Annotated in this window: 17 protein-coding genes and 1 pseudogene; 7 read left to right on the forward strand and 11 right to left on the reverse strand. The window is 71.5% G+C overall.

Translation table 11 applies throughout. The features are described 5' to 3' along the window. Positions 1-56 precede the first annotated feature (56 nt). Positions 57-437 (forward strand): helix-turn-helix domain-containing protein, encoded by a 381-nt coding sequence (locus VIL67_RS13635; protein WP_332049445.1) that lies wholly within the window; start codon positions 57-59, stop codon positions 435-437. Positions 438-450: 13 nt separating this feature from the next. Continuing rightward, on the forward strand, positions 451-1,266 hold the full coding sequence (gene hisN, locus VIL67_RS13640; RefSeq protein WP_332049446.1) for a histidinol-phosphatase: 816 nt from the start codon (positions 451-453) through the stop codon (positions 1,264-1,266). Positions 1,267-1,392: 126 nt separating this feature from the next. On the opposite strand, the gene VIL67_RS13645 is transcribed toward hisN, so the two are convergent. The 4 genes from VIL67_RS13645 to VIL67_RS13660 all read right to left on the reverse strand — a co-directional run bounded on the left by VIL67_RS13645 (position 1,393) and on the right by VIL67_RS13660 (position 5,124). Beyond that, positions 1,393-2,919 (reverse strand): alpha/beta hydrolase, encoded by a 1,527-nt coding sequence (locus VIL67_RS13645; RefSeq protein WP_332049447.1) that lies wholly within the window; start codon positions 2,917-2,919, stop codon positions 1,393-1,395. A gap of 8 nt (positions 2,920-2,927) precedes the next feature. Further along, positions 2,928-3,239 (reverse strand): SCP2 sterol-binding domain-containing protein, encoded by a 312-nt coding sequence (locus tag VIL67_RS13650; RefSeq protein WP_332049448.1) that lies wholly within the window; start codon positions 3,237-3,239, stop codon positions 2,928-2,930. A 60-nt stretch (positions 3,240-3,299) separates the two neighbouring features. Beyond that, positions 3,300-4,193 (reverse strand): class I SAM-dependent methyltransferase, encoded by an 894-nt coding sequence (locus VIL67_RS13655; RefSeq protein ID WP_332049449.1) that lies wholly within the window; start codon positions 4,191-4,193, stop codon positions 3,300-3,302. Positions 4,194-4,272: 79 nt separating this feature from the next. Then, positions 4,273-5,124, reverse strand: a complete 852-nt coding sequence (locus VIL67_RS13660) for a class I SAM-dependent methyltransferase (protein ID WP_332049450.1) — start codon at positions 5,122-5,124, stop codon at positions 4,273-4,275. 231 nt (positions 5,125-5,355) lie between these two features. Here VIL67_RS13660 and VIL67_RS13665 point away from each other — a divergent pair, with 231 nt between their 5' ends. Continuing rightward, positions 5,356-5,814: an Hsp20 family protein gene (locus tag VIL67_RS13665; RefSeq protein WP_332049451.1), complete on the forward strand. Its 459-nt coding sequence runs from the start codon at positions 5,356-5,358 to the stop codon at positions 5,812-5,814. Positions 5,815-5,903: 89 nt separating this feature from the next. Here the strand turns inward: VIL67_RS13665 and VIL67_RS13670 are convergent, their stop codons facing one another. The 7 genes from VIL67_RS13670 to gpmA form a co-directional block, all read right to left on the reverse strand. Beyond that, entirely contained in the window at positions 5,904-6,884 is a 981-nt protein-coding gene (locus tag VIL67_RS13670) for an FAD:protein FMN transferase (RefSeq protein WP_332049452.1), read from the reverse strand. A 6-nt stretch (positions 6,885-6,890) separates the two neighbouring features. Further along, positions 6,891-7,703, reverse strand: coding sequence for a DUF4198 domain-containing protein (locus VIL67_RS13675; RefSeq protein ID WP_332049453.1), 813 nt, complete (start codon positions 7,701-7,703; stop codon positions 6,891-6,893). A gap of 17 nt (positions 7,704-7,720) precedes the next feature. Further along, entirely contained in the window at positions 7,721-8,242 is a 522-nt protein-coding gene (locus tag VIL67_RS13680; protein WP_332049454.1) for a DUF2271 domain-containing protein, read from the reverse strand. Between the two features lie 9 nt (positions 8,243-8,251). Then, positions 8,252-8,926 carry a PepSY-associated TM helix domain-containing protein gene (locus VIL67_RS13685; protein WP_332049455.1) on the reverse strand — a complete coding sequence of 225 codons (675 nt, stop codon included), beginning with the start codon at positions 8,924-8,926 and terminating at the stop codon, positions 8,252-8,254. Positions 8,927-9,017: 91 nt separating this feature from the next. Then, positions 9,018-10,277: a pentapeptide repeat-containing protein gene (locus VIL67_RS13690; RefSeq protein WP_332049456.1), complete on the reverse strand. Its 1,260-nt coding sequence runs from the start codon at positions 10,275-10,277 to the stop codon at positions 9,018-9,020. 47 nt (positions 10,278-10,324) lie between these two features. Beyond that, positions 10,325-10,768, reverse strand: a complete 444-nt coding sequence (locus tag VIL67_RS13695) for a bifunctional diaminohydroxyphosphoribosylaminopyrimidine deaminase/5-amino-6-(5-phosphoribosylamino)uracil reductase RibD (RefSeq protein ID WP_332049457.1) — start codon at positions 10,766-10,768, stop codon at positions 10,325-10,327. 11 nt (positions 10,769-10,779) lie between these two features. After that, complete coding sequence (gene gpmA / locus VIL67_RS13700; protein ID WP_332049458.1) at positions 10,780-11,490, reverse strand: 2,3-diphosphoglycerate-dependent phosphoglycerate mutase; 711 nt, start codon at positions 11,488-11,490, stop codon at positions 10,780-10,782. A 76-nt stretch (positions 11,491-11,566) separates the two neighbouring features. Between gpmA and VIL67_RS13705 the strand changes: the two genes are divergently transcribed. The 4 genes and pseudogenes from VIL67_RS13705 to VIL67_RS13720 all read left to right on the forward strand — a co-directional run. Then, complete coding sequence (locus VIL67_RS13705; protein ID WP_332049459.1) at positions 11,567-11,821, forward strand: hypothetical protein; 255 nt, start codon at positions 11,567-11,569, stop codon at positions 11,819-11,821. Continuing rightward, positions 11,818-12,783 (forward strand): KpsF/GutQ family sugar-phosphate isomerase, encoded by a 966-nt coding sequence (locus tag VIL67_RS13710; RefSeq protein ID WP_332049460.1) that lies wholly within the window; start codon positions 11,818-11,820, stop codon positions 12,781-12,783. Before VIL67_RS13705 ends, VIL67_RS13710 begins: the two co-directional genes overlap by 4 nt. 128 nt (positions 12,784-12,911) lie before the next feature. Next, on the forward strand, positions 12,912-14,414 hold the full coding sequence (locus VIL67_RS13715) for a phosphomannomutase/phosphoglucomutase (protein WP_332049461.1): 1,503 nt from the start codon (positions 12,912-12,914) through the stop codon (positions 14,412-14,414). A 114-nt stretch (positions 14,415-14,528) separates the two neighbouring features. Further along, positions 14,529-14,669: pseudogene (locus VIL67_RS13720) on the forward strand (UDP-glucose 6-dehydrogenase); the annotation flags it as partial.

Consider the following 14,669-nt stretch of genomic DNA (forward strand, 5'->3'; position numbering starts at 1 on the left):
CGGCGCTGGGCGCGAGTTGTCCCGCATCGGGACGGGGACGAGGGGCAGTACGCGTCATGAGCAGCGAGATCGACGTCCACCTGGGCCGCAGGCTGCGGCGCCGCCGTCGCCTGCTGGGGCTGACCCAGCAGCAGCTGGCCACGGTGTGCGGCGTGCGCTTCCAGCAGATCCAGAAGTACGAGTGCGCCGCCAACCGCATGTCGGCCGCGCGCCTCTGGCAGCTCGCCGAGGTGCTCGAAGTGCCGGTGAGCTACTTCTACGAGGGTCTCTCCCGCGCCCAGGTGCAGGAGTACGTCATCCAGGGCGAGGCGGGCGGGGAGATGTTCGCTCGCAAGGAGACCCGCGACCTGATCCAGGCCTACTACCAGCTGGGCGAGCGCCCGCGCCGCCGGCTTCTCGACCTCGCCAAGTCGCTCAACGGCGAGACGGAAGGCTGATAAAGGGCGGGCCATGCCCGCCCTGCCCCCCGAGAAGATATCCGAGCTGGACGACTTCCTGCTCGAGCTGAACGCCGCCGCCGCAGAGGCCATCGCCCCCTACTTCCGCGCGGAGTACGGCATGGTGGACAAGGGCGGGGCCAAGGGCTTCGACCCGGTGACCGAGGCGGACAAGGCGGCCGAGCGGGCGATCCGCAAGCTGATCGGCCAGCGCTATCCCGACCACGGGGTGGTGGGCGAGGAGTTCGGCGAGGATCGGCCCGACGCGGAGTTCGTCTGGATCACCGATCCCGTGGACGGCACCCGCGCCTTCATCTCGGGCCTGCCGCTGTGGTGCACCCTTATCGGGCTGCGGGTGGAGGGCCGCCAGGTCCTAGGCTCCATCGCCCAACCGTACCTGGGCGAGGTCTTCCTGGGCTCCCCCTCGGGGTCCCGCCTAGTGGCGCGCGGCGAGACCCGGCCCCTGAGGGTGCGGCCCTGCCCCAAGCTGACCGACGCTCTGATCGCGACGACGGATCCCGAGGCCTGTTTCGACGGCGCCGAGTTGGGGGCTTGGCGGCAGGTGCGCTCGGCCGCCCGGCTGGCCCGGCTGGGCTGCGACGCCTACGCCTACGCCATGGTGGCGGCCGGGCAGATGGACCTGGTGATCGAGGCGGGCCTGGCGCCCTGGGACGTGGCGGGGCTGGCGCCCCTGATCGAGAACGCCGGCGGGATCGTCACCGACTGGCGCGGCGCGCCGATGCCGGAGCGCGGCGGCCAGATCGCCATCGCAGGCGACCGCGCCTGCCTGGACGAGGCCCTGGTGGCGCTGCGCCGGTCGGCCAAATAAACAAAATCCCTCCCCTGGCGGGGAGGGACCTTGGACTTGCTGCGGGGCGTCGGGCGCGAGCGCCGACGAGTCCGCCTGGACCCCACGCCCTGCGGGCGAGCCCTCCCGAGGGAGGGCCCTCGGGGCTCAGGCCGGCACGGGCTTCTTGGCCGCCGGCTTCTTGGCGGCCACGGCCGGAGCCGCCGCCTTCTTCGCAGCCGGCTTGGCCGCGGCGGGCTTGGCGGCGGCGGCCTTCGGAGCGGCGGCCTTGGCGACCGGCGCCTTGGCCGGCTTGGCGGCGGGCTTGGCGGCAGCCTTCGGAGCCGCGGCCTTCGGTGCGGCGACCTTGGCCGGAGCCTTGGCGGCGGCGGGCTTGGCCGCCTTGGGCGCGACCTTGGCCTCGGGCTTCTTGGCGACCGCGGGCTTGGCGGGGGCCGGCTTGGCCGCGGCCTTTACCGGGGCCTTCTTGGCAGGCGCGGCGGCCTTGGCGGCCGGCTTAGTCGCGGCGGCCTTGGCGGCGGCGGCCTTGGCGGCCGTAGGCTTCTTGGCGACGGCCGGCTTGGCCGCAGCGGGCTTGGCCTCGGCCTTGGGAGCCTCGGCCTTCGGCGCGGCGGCGACCGCAGGCTTCGGGGCCTCGGCGGCAGGGGTCGGCTTCGGCGTCTCGGCGGGCTTGGCCGGAGCGGCCGCAGGGGCGGCGGCGGTCGCCTTGGGGGCCTCGGCAGGCTTCGGCGCGGTGCGGCCGGTCAGCATGTCGAAGGCCTTCAGGAAGATGTTTCGCATCTCGTCGGTCTCCATCAGGATTTCGTGGTAGGCGCCGGGCGCTGTCACCAGCTTGCCCTGCGGCAGGTGTCGGGCGGCGGCCGCCTGGGCGGCGTTGTCCACCAGCTTCTCTTCTCCGGCCTGGACGATGATCACCGGCAGGGTGACCTCCCGCAGACGCTCGGGCTTCGCGAGGAAGGCGGTGGCGCGGAAGGCGAAGTCCAGCCAGCCCCAGGTCGGCGACCCAAGCGCCAGGTCGGGGTGGGCCGCGACGAGGGCGCAGTTGCGGTCGAAGCGCGCCCGGTCGTGCGTGAGGATGTTGCCGTCGAAGACGTCATCGGCCGGCATGCGGCGCGGATCACGGGCGTAGCGACCGGCGCGGCCGAGCAGCAGGTTCACCCGGGCGGCCAGGCGCGCCGCCTTGGGCGAGACCGGCTGGGTCCGCAGTCCAAGCATCGGGGCGCTGAGGACCGCGCCGGCGAAGCGGTCCTCGCCGTGCGCCAGGGCCAGCAGGGTGAGGCACCCGCCCATGGAGTGGCCCACCGCCAGCCACGGCTTCGGCAGGCGGCTCTGGAAGGCGGCGAGCAGGGCTTTGTAGTCGTCGAGGAAGGCCTTGTAGCCGTTGGCGTGACCCTTCAGGCGGTCGCCCAGCTCGCGGTGGGACAGGCCCTGGCCTCGCCAGTCGTGGACCAGAACCACGAACCCGCGCTCGAGGAGCTCGCCGATGGTCTCGAAGTACTTCTCGATGGGCTCGGTACGCCCGCCCGACAGGACGATCGAGCCGCGCGGCCTCCCGTGCGGGCGAAACAGGGCGGCGCGCAGCTTGGCGCCCCCATGGCCGGTGAACCACTCGGCCTCGCCACGCGGCGGGACCGGGTTGCCGGGGATCTCGAACAGTGGCGCGGACTCGGCCATGACGCTGATTACCCGGCGTTGGAAAACAGAGTTTGAATCTGCGGCAGGAGTTTCATCGCAAGCCCCATGTCCGACAGCTTCAGCCGGCCGGTCATGACCGCGCGCATGGGGTCGAGCTCGCGCCTGCCCAGCGCCTCGAGGTCCTTGCGCGCGACGGTGACGGTGAGGTCGGCCGGCCGGTTGTCGTTGGAGACCTCGGCGCCGGCGATGTGGATGTAGCCCTCGCCCTTGAGGTCGAGCTTGATCGACTTGTCGAGGTCAGCCCCGGATGTCGCCGCCGCGCGGCGGATCCGTTCGGTGATCTCCTCGATGGTCGCCATAGCCCCCCGGCCCTCCGACTCACTTGCGAGCTTCGCTTCGCAGGCGAGCGAAGTAAACCGTCAGGGTTGCGTTGCGACAGGCTTCGCGAACCGCAGCGTCATTCGGTCGCTCTCGCCGATGGCGTCGTACTTCGCATGGTCGAACGCAGGGTCGTCCGGCTGGCCGCGCGGGCTCGACCGGCGCACCGGCGGCAGGGTCCAGACGCCGAAGGGATGGTCCTTGGTGTCCTTCGGGTTGGCGTTGATCTCGCTGGCGGCGGCCAAGGTGAAGCCCGCCTCCTGGGCGAGCTGCGTCACATAGGCCTGCTGCACATAGCCGTCGGCGGCGAGCACGTCCTGTACGCCCCCCACATTGGCGCGGTGCTCTTCGATGCCGAGGATCCCGCCGGGTTTCAAGGCCGCGAAGGCGTCGCGGAAGGCCTTCTCGGCGATGCCGGCCGCCATCCAGTTGTGCAGGTTGCGCAGGAAGAGGACCACGTCGGCCGAGCCGGCCGGGGCCACAGGGCCGCTGGTGGGACCGAAGGCGGTGATCTCCACCTGGCCGTAGAGCCTGGGGTTGTCCGCGAGCTTGCGGCGGTAGGCGTCGATCACGGCGACGCTGGCCGGGTCGGCGGGGTCGGGCTGTAGATTCGCGGCGTAAAGCTTGCCGCCGGTCTGAGCCAGGAAGGGCGCCAGGATGTCGGTGTACCACCCGGCCCCTGGCCAGAACTCGACCACGGTCTGGCCAGGCGCCACGCCCCAGAACTTCAGGCTCTCGACGGGATGGCGCCAGGCGTCCCGGGCCTTGTCGGCCGGGAGCCGCCAGGCCCCGGCGACCGCCTGTTCGAGGGTCATGCCCTCGGCGGCCTGGGGCGCGGCCTTCGGCTGCGCCGCCGGCTCGCGACCGCAGGCGCCAAGGGCGGCGGCGGCGAACAGGACGGAACGGCGGGAGAGGGAGGAAGCAGGGCGCGGCAATTGGACCTCGTCACACCCCCCGGCGCCGAACATCGGAGCCGACGTAGCCCGCCGCGCCTGGACCGTCAAAGCCGCACCGTCACGCGGGCTTCACGAAGCGTAGCGTCATGCGGTCGCTCTCGCCGATGGCGTCGTACTTGCTGCGATCGAAGGCGGGATTGGCGGGCTGGCCGTTGGGCGAGGTGCGGCGGGTCGGGGGAAGGGTCCAGACGCCGAACGGATGGTCCTTGGTGTCCTTCGGGTTGGCGTTGATCTCGGACTGGGCGGCGAGCTTGAAGCCCGCCTTCTCGGCCGCGGCCACCACGGTCTTCACCGCCACATAGCCGTCGGTCACGCCGGGGGTCTCTGGGCGCGGGTCGGCGCGGTGCTCCTCCACGGCGAGGACGCCGCCCGGCTTCAGCACGGCGTAGGCGTCCTTCAGCACCTTATCCAGCATGCCCTGCTGGTACATGAAGTTGTGGACGTTGCGGGCGGTGATGACGATGTCGGCGGAGCCTGGCGCGCCCAGCGGCCCCGACTGCGGCCCGAAGTTGACCACCTTCACCGGCCCCCACTTGGCCGCGTCGGCGTACTTGGCCTCGAACGCCGCCCGCCCGCGCTTGGCGCCTTCCGAGACATTCGGGTTGGCGAGGTCGGCGCCCGTGGCCACGTAGGTCCCGCCGGTGGCCTTGGCGTAGGGTGCCAGGATCTCGGTCCAGTAGCCGGAGCCGGGGGAGAGCTCGATGACGGTCTGGCGCGGCTTGAGCCCCCAGAAGGTCAGGGTTTCGGCCGGCTTGCGCCAGGCGTCGCGGGCCTTGTGCTCCTCCGCGCGGGCGGGATTGGCGACCGCCTTCTGCAGCTGGGCGTCGGCGGCCTGGGCCGGCGCGGCGGCCAGGACGGCGGCCATGACAGGGGCGGCGATGACGGGGGCGGCGAGCAGTGCGCGGAGCATGGGTTTCCTCCCGGAGGACCTGATCTGGGGCGCAAGACTTAGCTGCCGGGGCGCCCCTGGCAAGCGCTCGATTCTGGCGCCGCGGCCCCTCTTGAAGCCGGGAACGGCGCCCCTACCTAATCTCTCGGAAGGCGCTGGATGTCCGGGCCTTCCGGGGCGCCGTGCGAGGCCTGAGGGCTCGCCGACAGCTCCACAGACGCAACCTTGCTTTTGAAGAAGGATGTGGATCGCATGCGTACGATCGACTTCTCCCCCCTGTACCGCTCCGTCGTGGGCTTCGACCGGCTGGCCGACCTGCTCGAGTCCGCCACCACCGAGACCGCGGCCACGGGCTATCCGCCGTACAACATCGAGCGGACCGACGAGAACGCCTATCGCATCGAGATCGCGGTGGCGGGCTTCCGTCCCGAAGAACTCAACGTCGAGGTCAAGGAGAACCTCCTCACCGTCCAAGGCCGCAAGACGGCCAATGAGGACGGCCGCCGGTTCCTGCATCGCGGCCTGGCCGAGCGCAACTTCGAGCGCCGGTTCCAGCTGGCCGACTATGTGGTGGTCACCGACGCCAGCCTCGACAACGGCCTGCTGTCCATCTCGCTGAAGCGTGAGCTTCCGGAAGCGCTGAAGCCGCGCCGGATCGAGATCAACGGCGGCGGCCGCGCCCAGCTGATCGAAGGCGAGAAGGCCGCGTAAGCGTCCAGCGCCTCTCGGCTGAACGAACGAAGGGCGGTCCCGCAAGGGGCCGCCCTTTTTCTTGGCTCTGGCGGCGTTGCAGTTCGCCGCTAGTCCAGCAGGTCCTGCAGCGCCGGCGTGACGTGCTCGTGGAAGCCCTCCCCGACGCGGCGGACGATCACGGCCGCGATGTCGTGGCGCTCGGCGAAGTCGGGCGCCTCGTCTCCCAGGACAGCGAGCGCGGTGCACAGCGCGTCAGCCTGCATGCACTGGGGGTGGAGGGCGGTGACCGCAGCGACGTCCTGAACAGGTTGGCGGGTGCGCGGGTCGAGCGTGTGGCTGTAGCGCCGACCGTCTGCCTCGAAGCTCCGCCGCCAGTCGCCCGAGGTGGCGACGGACAGGCCATGCAGCGCAATGCGGAGCGGCTCAAAGGTCGCCCCGGGCGGCGGCTCCACATCGACGAACCAGGGCTCGCCCGAGGCCTTCACGCCCTCGCCCCGCAACTCGCCGCCGATCTCGATCAGGTGGTCGCGGACCCCGAGCGTGGCGAGGGCCGCCGACGCCTTATCCACGCCGAACCCCTTGGCGATGCCGGCCAGATCCAGGCGAAGGCCGCCGGGCTGGAAGATCCGCCCGCCCGCCAGGTCGACCTGCATCCGCCGCCAGCCGGCGACGGCCGCGGTGAGCCGGCTCCGCTCCGGCGGCGCCGCAACCGGGCCGGCCGGCCCGAACCCCCAGAGCTCGGTCAGCGCCCCGATGGTCGGGTCGAACGCGCCCTCGCTGAGGGTCGCCAGGAACACGCCGGCCTGGACCACGTCGAGCAGGTCGCCCGGCGCCTGGACCCAGCTTGCCGGCGGGGCCTGGTTGAAGCGGCAGACATCGCTGTCCGGCTCCCAGTCGCTCATCTGGGCGACGACCGTGTCGCAGGCGGCCTGAACGGCGTCCCGGATCGCGCCGTCGTCCACTCCGTCCGGCGCGAGCGCCCGAAGCGTCCACTGGACGCCCATGGTGGGGCCGGAGAGGCGCACCTCCCGCCCGCCTTGCGGCCGGGCGGTCTCGGGGGTCAGGTCGTTGGGGATGGCGACGCGCACCTCCCCTTAGTCCGGCAGCACCTCGAAGGTTGCCACGTAGGCGGCGTTCCGCTCGGAGCCTGGGATCTCGCCCGGGCCGCCGCGCGCCTCGGCCTCCAGCCAGTACATGCCCGCCTCGGGCCAGGTGACCTGGAAGACGCCGTCGGCGCCGGTCTTCACCTTGATCTCCCCAGGCGCCTTGCGATAGCGCGCGGCGCCGGGAACCACCTCCACCTCGACCCCGGCAGCGGGCTTGCCGTCGAGCACGAGGCGGAACTTCGCGGCCTCGCCGGCCACCAGGTCGTTGGGGTGGCTGACAGGTTCGAGCTCCAGGCCCTTGCCGGTGGTCTTGAGCGCGCCGTTCGACGGCGCTCCCAGGGTGACGAAGGTCTCCAGCCGGCGCTGGTTGGCGGTGACCTTCAGCTCGGACGCCCCCTTGGGGACCGCCGTGGCGAAGTCGGCCGCCGAACCGCGCCAGCGCTTCGTCTCGGCCCCCTCTTTCCAGGAGGCCATGACGCCGTCGTTGACGGTGGCGATCTTGTACGTGCCGGGCTTCGTCAGGTGGACGTCGAAGGTCGACCGGAACTTGCCGGTGGCGGCGTTCTCCAGCTGGGCCGGCGCGCCGTCGGGGCCCGTCACCTGCACCCCGTTCAGGCGCAGCGGCACGTGGTCGGGGAAGAACAGGGTGTTCGACACCGCCGCGTCGACCGTGACCCAGGCGTCCTGACCGGACAGGACCGTGGAGGACGGGGTCATCCACATCCGGTGGGCGTGGGCCGCGGCCGGAGCGACGGCGAGGGCGAGGCCGGCCAGCAGGGCGGCGGCGCGGGGAGCGGTCATGGCGGTGCTTCTCTCGATCACGGTTTGGCGGTGACGCTGAGCGCGCCCAGTTCGGTGGTCCCGCGCGCTTGGGCGGTCTTGGAGGTCTTCGGCGGCCAGGAGAACGGCGCCTTGACGACCTCCCGGCCGCCGACCTCGCGGGCGGCCTCGACGACAAGGCTGTACTCGCCGGCCGGCAGGGCGCCGATCTGGCGCTGGGAGAAGACCGCCTGATGGCGGCCCGGTGCGCGGGTCGGCCCGCTGATCCCGTCGGCGGGCATGGCCTGGCTGCGGCCGGCGCGGCGCCACCAGGTGCGCATGTCCTTCAGCCACTCGGCCCCTTTGTTGTTGGCCTGCTTCACGTCGTACCAGACCGCCAGGGTCTTCACGGCCGTCTGGTCGGGCTTCTCGATCCACATGGCCACGTAGGGGCGGTGGTACTCGGCCACCGACAGGCGTGGGATCTCGACATTCACGGTCAGGTCGGCCGCCGAGGCGGCGGCGGGCGCGGCGGCCAGGCCGCCCAGCGCGACGACGAAACGGGCTTTGGGGGCGCGCATGGGCTCTCCTCAGTGGATCAGGAACAGGGCGAGCAGCAGGGGAATGACGAGCCCGAGCCCGACGAGGGGCCAGGTCGACTTCCGCGCAGGGGCGTGCAGCTGCAGCAGGATCAGGCCGGTGATGCAGAACACCACGCAGCCGACGGCGAAGATGTCGATGAACCAGGCCCAGGCGGTCCCGGTGTTGCGGCCCTTGTGAAGGTCGTTGAGGTAGGCGACGAGGCCGCGCTCGGTGCGCTCGTAGGCCGCGTCCCCGGTGGCGGTGTCGATGGTGACCCACGCATCCGAGCCCGGCCCCGGCAAGGCGACGTAGGCCTCGCCGGGCGACCATTCGACCTTCGCGCCCCGCGGCGCGTCGACCTTCATCTCGCGCGCCAGCCATTCGCGGGTCGGCTCCGGAAGGGCGCCGCCGGCGGCCTCCGCGGCCTGGAGTGCGGGCCGCAGCGGCGCGGGCAGGACGTCCTCGCGCGTGACGGTTTTCGGCTCGGCCTTGATCGCCGCGGCGTGGTTGAGGGTGATCCCCGTGACCGCGAACAGCAGCATGCCGACCAGGCAGATCGCGGCGCTGATCCAGTGCCAGCGCATGACCTGCCGGAGCAGGGCGGCGCGCGACTGGGCCCGCTTCTTGGCGCGCGCACGCTCGGCGGCGGCGGCCTCGGGAGGCGCGAGCTCGGACGCGGTCATGGGAACAGCGGGCCTCGTTGTTGCGAGTAAGTCGCAATATCGAGACTTCGGCGGCTTGGCAACGGCCGTGCGGTCGCGCCGATCTGCGCCGTCAGATGATGTCGTCGAGACCCCGGGCGCCCTGGCGCACGACGCCGGTGAAGTCGGCCTGCCGCAGGAGGGCGCCGGTGAAGTTGGCGCGGCTGACGTCGGCGGCGCGAAGGATCGCCTGGTGGAGGTCGGCCCGGGCGAGGTCGGCGCTCTTCAGGTTGGCGCCGGTGAGGTCGCAGGGCAGCACCCGCTCGGGCCCGATGAGCAGCGGTCCGAGCTGGGCGTCGCGCAAGTCGGCCCCGGCGAGCTTGGCATGGGCGAGGCGGGCGCCACGCAGGTCGGCGCGGCGCAGGTTGCAGTTGCGCAGGTCGGCGCCTTCGAGGTGGGCCCCCTGCAGCTGCACGCCTTCCATGTCGAGGCCGTAGAAGACGGCGTCCTTGGCCGACAGGGCGGTGAGGTTGAAGCCGCGGATGCTCTTCAGCGCGCGCAGGTCCGCGTTGTTGAACGCCGAGGGGTGGCCCTCCGCGCCGCCCGTGGCGCACCAGCGGGCGTGCTCGCGGATCATGATCTCGTAGGGCAGGTCGGATGCCGGGACGCCGGCGGGCGCATCGGTGAGCACGCCCTTCAGGTTGGCGTCCATGACGTTCCAGGCGGCGGTCTTGGCGCCCACCAGCACCGCGTCCTGCAGGTCTGCGCCGCCGAGGTCGGCGCCGGACAGGTCGGCGCCCGAGAGGTTCGCGCCACGCAGCTGCGCCTGCTTCAGGTTCGCGCGGATCAGCTTGGCGTCCTTCAGGATCGCATCAGTGAAATCCGCCCGGTGGGCCATGACGCCGGAGAGGCGGGAGCGTTCGAGGTTGGCGCCCGTCAGGATGGCGCCGGCCACCTCGCCCTGGCGGGCGTTCGGCTCCAGCCTGCGGAAGCCCTCCTTGCGGTCGGCGGCGGCCAACGAGCCTTCACGCAGGTCGGCCTCGAACAGGTCGGCTCCGGTCAGGTTGGCGTTGCGCAGGCAGGCGCCGCGCAGGTCGGCGCGGCGCAGGGAGGCGTCGCTGAGATCGGCGTGCTGCAGGTCGGCGCCGAAGAACGTCGCGTGGTCGAAGCGGGCGCCTTGCATCTGGCAGTCGTGGAGCACGGCCCCGGTGAAATCGGCGTTGCAGAGGTTCTTGCCGCGCAGGTCGAGCTCGGAGAGGTCCATCCAGGCGAACACCGCCCGCGCGCCGCCGGGCTTGGAGCTCCACAGGCGGTCGTGCTTGGCCGCAATCTGATTGAGCTCCGCCTGGGTGAGGCGGCGCGTCAGCATCGTATGGGCGGGGGCGACGGCCATGACGGCGAAGCCTAGGCCGCTACGCTTAACGATGGCTTTCGAGGGACTTAGGTGTGGCGCGGCCGGTAGGTCGCGTAGAGGTCGCCGGCTTCGGCCGCGAGGACGCCCGTCTCCACCGTGACGCCCGCCGCCTGCAGGCGCGCCGCGCCGCGGCCCGCGGCCATGACCGAGGCGTCCTCGCAGGCCACCACCACCCGCACGACGCCCGCCTCGACCAGGCGCTGCGAACAGGAGGCCGCGCCGGACGAACGCTCCGCGCAGGGCTCCAGGGTGACGTAGGCCACGGCCCCGCGGGCGCGGTCGCCGGCCTGGTCCAGCGCCAGCTCCTCAGCATGCGGCCGGCCGCCGGGCGCGGTAGCCCCCTCCCCCACCACCTCGCCGCCGGCGACGATCACGCAGCCGACGGCGGGGTTGTCGCCGGTGCGCCCGACGTGCGCGGCGGCGAGCGCGATCGCGCGCCGCATGTGGTCCTGGTCGGATCCCTCTCCCACGGGGGAGGGTCCTAGACCGCCGGCAGGGGCTGGGCGCGGGCCTTGTCGAGGTAGCGGGCGGCGGTGGGCTTGAGGCTGCCGTCGAGCTCGATCAGCAGCGGGTTGCCCGTGGGGATCTCCACGCCGACGATGGCGTCATCCGCGACGCCGAACAACAGCTTGACGATGGCGCGCAGCGAATTGCCGTGGGCGGCGATCAGCAGGGTCTTGCCCGACTTCAGCTGCGGCGCGATCTCGGCCTCCCAGTAGGGCTGCACGCGATCTAGGGTGGTCTTCAGGCTCTCCGTGGACGGCAGGGTCACCCCGGCGTAGCGACGGTCCTTGGAGAAGTCGTGCTCGCCGCCCGGGGCCAGTTCCGGCGGCGGGACGTCGTAGGAACGACGCCAGATCTTCACCTGCTCCTCGCCGTGCTTGGCCGCCGTCTCGGCCTTGTTGAGGCCGGTCAGGCCGCCGTAGTGGCGCTCGTTCAGCCGCCAGTCCTTGGTCTCGGGCACATAGGCCTGGCCAGCGGCATGGAGGGCGATCCACGAGGTGCGGATGGCGCGCGTCTGGACCGAGGTGTAGCAGCCGTCGAGGAAGACGCCGGCAGCCTTGATCAGCTCGCCGCCCTTCTTCGCCTCGGCCTCGCCCTGGGGCGTCAGGTCCACGTCCACCCAGCCGGTGAAGCGGTTCTCGAGGTTCCACTGGCTCTGGCCGTGGCGGAGCAGGATGAGCGTCGGCAAGGCGGAGTTCCTCCTTAAGGCTGGGCCAGAGGCGCTACGGTCCACGACGTTGGCCGTCAAGCGGCGAAGCGGCTATATGCGCCGCATGCTCGACCGCCTCTTCCTGCCGCTGCTGGGGCTCTGCGCCGTGGGCGCGGTGGCCCTGGCCATGGCCTGGCCGCAGGGCCTGGGCGCCCGATCCTGGGGCCCGTTCGGCCACACGCCTGTCCAGCAGACGCCCGCCATGAAGGCCGCCATGCAGCGCGAGCACGAGGCGGCGCAGCAGCGCGCCCGCCAGGCGCGCGATGCGGTTCGCGACCTGCAGAGCCAGGCGATCGCGCCGGCGCAATGAGCGGGTTCGACGCCATCGCGGTGGGCCGCCGGGTCCTGGCCCAGGAGGCCGAGGCCCTGGCGGCGCAGGCGAACGGGCTGGGCGCCCCATTCGTCCAGGCGGTCGACGTGCTGTTCGCGGCCAAGGGGCGGATCATCTGCACGGGCATGGGGAAGTCGGGCCATGTGGCCCGCAAGATGGCGGCGACCTTCGCCTCCACCGGCTCTCCTGCCCTGTTCGTGCACCCGGCCGAGGCGAGCCACGGCGACCTGGGCATGGTCACCGAAGGCGACGCGATCGTGGCGCTCTCCAAGTCCGGCGAGGCGCGCGAGCTGGCCGACATCCTGGCCTACGCCAAGCGGTTCGCCATCCCGCTGATCGCCATCACGGCCCGGCCGGAGAGCGCGCTCGGCCAGGCCGCCGACGTGATCCTGGAGCTGGCCGACGCCGCCGAGGCCACGGCCGAGGTGAATGCGCCCACTACCTCCACCACCCTCCAGATCGCCCTGGGCGACGCCCTGGCGGTCGCCCTGCTCGAGCGCCGCGGCTTCCGGCCGAGCGACTTCCACGTCTTTCACCCGGGCGGAAAGCTGGGGGCCATGCTGCGCACGGTCGGGTCTCTGATGCATGGGGCCGACGAGCTGCCGCTGGTGGACCAGGGCCGCCCGATGCGCGACGCCCTGCTGGTGATGACCGAGAAGCGCTGGGGCATCGTCGGCGTGACGGGCGCCGACGGCCGGTTGGTGGGCGCCATCACCGACGGCGACCTGCGCCGCCACATCGACGGCCTGCTCGACCACACGGCGGGGGAGGTGATGACGCCGGGCCCGAAAAAGACCGTGCCGCCCGAGATGCTGGCTTCGGAGGCGCTGGCGCTGATGAGCGACCCGGCCCCGGCGGTGACCGTGCTGTTCGTCGTGGACGACGGCCGGCCGGTCGGCATCCTCCACGTGCATGACATCCTGCGAGCCGGCGTGATGTGACCCGGCGCCTGCCCGCGAACCGCGTGGAGGGTCGACAAGGGCACAAAGCGGGGCCGCAAGCGTTGGGGTGGCCTAGGGGCCCACTGCTCAAGTACTAAGACCGCCCACGCCGTTTGACCGGAGTTCCGATGCTGCCTGCTCCCCGCGCCGACCTCGTGCCCAACACCTTCGAGTACGAGACGCAAGCTCTGGTGAAGGCCACAGGCTTCCGCGAGTACGACGCGCGTTGGCTGTTCGGACCCGAGATCAACCTGCTGGGCGTTCAGGCGCTGGGCCTGGGGCTCGGGACCTACATCCATGAACTCGGCCAGAAGCGGATCGTGGTCGGCCACGACTTCCGCTCCTACTCGCTCTCCATCAAGCAGGCGCTGACCATCGGCCTGGTGGCGGCGGGGTGCGAGGTGCTGGACATCGGGCTGGCCACCTCGCCCATGGCCTACTTCGCCCAGTTCGACCTGGACGCCCCGTGCGTGGCCATGGTCACGGCCAGCCACAACGAGAACGGCTGGACGGGCGTGAAGATGGGGGCCCAGCGGCCGCTGACCTTCGGCCCCGACGAGATGGGCCGGCTGAAGGAGCTGGTCCTCGGGGGCCAGTGGAAGCAGCGTCCCGGCGGCACGGTGGCCCACGTGGACGGGGTTCGCGAGCGCTACATCGCCGACGCCGCCACTCGCGCGCAGATCAGCCGGCCGCTGAAGGTCATCGCCGCGTGCGGCAATGGCACCGCCGGCGCTTTCGCGCCGGAGGCCCTGCGCCGCATGGGCGTGGCCGAGGTCATTGAGATGGACTGCGACCTCGACTGGACCTTCCCGAAGTACAACCCGAACCCCGAGGACCACCACATGCTGAGCGAGATGGCCAAGGCCGTCCGCGAGCATGGCGCCGACCTTTGCCTGGGCTTCGACGGCGACGGCGACCGCTGCGGCGTGGTGGACGACGAGGGCGAGGAAATCTTCGCCGACAAGATCGGCCTGATGCTGGCGCGCGACCTGTCCGCCCTGCACAAGGACGCAACCTTCGTGGTGGACGTGAAGTCCACAGGCCTGTTCGCGACGGACGAGGTGCTGAAGGGCAACGGCGCCAAGACGGTCTACTGGAAGACCGGCCATAGCTACATCAAGCGCAAGACGGCCGAGCTCGGCGCCCTGGCCGGCTTCGAGAAGAGCGGCCACTTCTTCTTCAACCCGCCGATCGGCCGCGGCTACGACGACGGCATCGTGGCCGCCGCGGCCATTCTCGCCATGCTCGACCGCAACCCGGGCAAGAAGCTGTCGGACCTGAAGAAGGCCCTGCCGGTGGCCTACACCTCGCTCACCATGAGCCCGCACTGCGCTGACGAGGAGAAGTACGGCGTCGTCGAGGACGTGGTGCGCGAGTACACCGAGTACGCAAAGGGCGGCGGCAAGATCCTAGGCCGGGCGATCAGCGAGGTTATCACTGTGAACGGGGTCCGCGTGGCCCTGGAAGACGGCTCGTGGGTGCTGGTCCGCGCCTCGTCCAACAAGCCCGAGATCGTCGTGGTGGTGGAGAGCTCGCAGTCCGAGGACGACATGCGCGCCCTGTTCCGCGAGGAGGTGAAGCCGCGCCTCGCCAAGCGGCCGCAGGTGGGCGCCTACAACCAGGAAATATAGCGGCGCCGGAATTGCTGCAGTCCGGTGAAATTGTGCCGCCGTGACCCGGCGGGCTGTTGTTATGGCCGCGCCTGCGTGGTGAAAGGCGCCAACTCAAGTCGGGGATAGCTACCCATGCACGTGGCGATGATCGGGACGGGCTATGTGGGCCTGGTAAGCGGCGCCTGTTTCGCCGACTTCGGGCACATCGTGACCTGCATCGACAAGGACGCGAGCAAGATCGAGCGGCTGCAGGGCGGCGGCATCCCGATCTAC

Origin of the sequence: Phenylobacterium sp. (assembly GCF_036563385.1) — a bacterium.
GTDB lineage: Bacteria > Pseudomonadota > Alphaproteobacteria > Caulobacterales > Caulobacteraceae > Phenylobacterium.

Coding starts and splice junctions, on each gene's coding strand:
- VIL67_RS13635 (WP_332049445.1), top strand. CDS start 57: ATGAGCAGCGAGATCGACGTCCACCTGGGCCGCAGGCTGCGGCGCCGC.
- hisN (WP_332049446.1), top strand. CDS start 451: ATGCCCGCCCTGCCCCCCGAGAAGATATCCGAGCTGGACGACTTCCTG.
- VIL67_RS13645 (WP_332049447.1), bottom strand. CDS start 2,919: ATGGCCGAGTCCGCGCCACTGTTCGAGATCCCCGGCAACCCGGTCCCG.
- VIL67_RS13650 (WP_332049448.1), bottom strand. CDS start 3,239: ATGGCGACCATCGAGGAGATCACCGAACGGATCCGCCGCGCGGCGGCG.
- VIL67_RS13660 (WP_332049450.1), bottom strand. CDS start 5,124: ATGCTCCGCGCACTGCTCGCCGCCCCCGTCATCGCCGCCCCTGTCATG.
- VIL67_RS13665 (WP_332049451.1), top strand. CDS start 5,356: ATGCGTACGATCGACTTCTCCCCCCTGTACCGCTCCGTCGTGGGCTTC.
- VIL67_RS13675 (WP_332049453.1), bottom strand. CDS start 7,703: ATGACCGCTCCCCGCGCCGCCGCCCTGCTGGCCGGCCTCGCCCTCGCC.
- VIL67_RS13680 (WP_332049454.1), bottom strand. CDS start 8,242: ATGCGCGCCCCCAAAGCCCGTTTCGTCGTCGCGCTGGGCGGCCTGGCC.
- VIL67_RS13685 (WP_332049455.1), bottom strand. CDS start 8,926: ATGACCGCGTCCGAGCTCGCGCCTCCCGAGGCCGCCGCCGCCGAGCGT.
- VIL67_RS13690 (WP_332049456.1), bottom strand. CDS start 10,277: ATGGCCGTCGCCCCCGCCCATACGATGCTGACGCGCCGCCTCACCCAG.
- VIL67_RS13705 (WP_332049459.1), top strand. CDS start 11,567: ATGCGCCGCATGCTCGACCGCCTCTTCCTGCCGCTGCTGGGGCTCTGC.
- VIL67_RS13710 (WP_332049460.1), top strand. CDS start 11,818: ATGAGCGGGTTCGACGCCATCGCGGTGGGCCGCCGGGTCCTGGCCCAG.
- VIL67_RS13715 (WP_332049461.1), top strand. CDS start 12,912: ATGCTGCCTGCTCCCCGCGCCGACCTCGTGCCCAACACCTTCGAGTAC.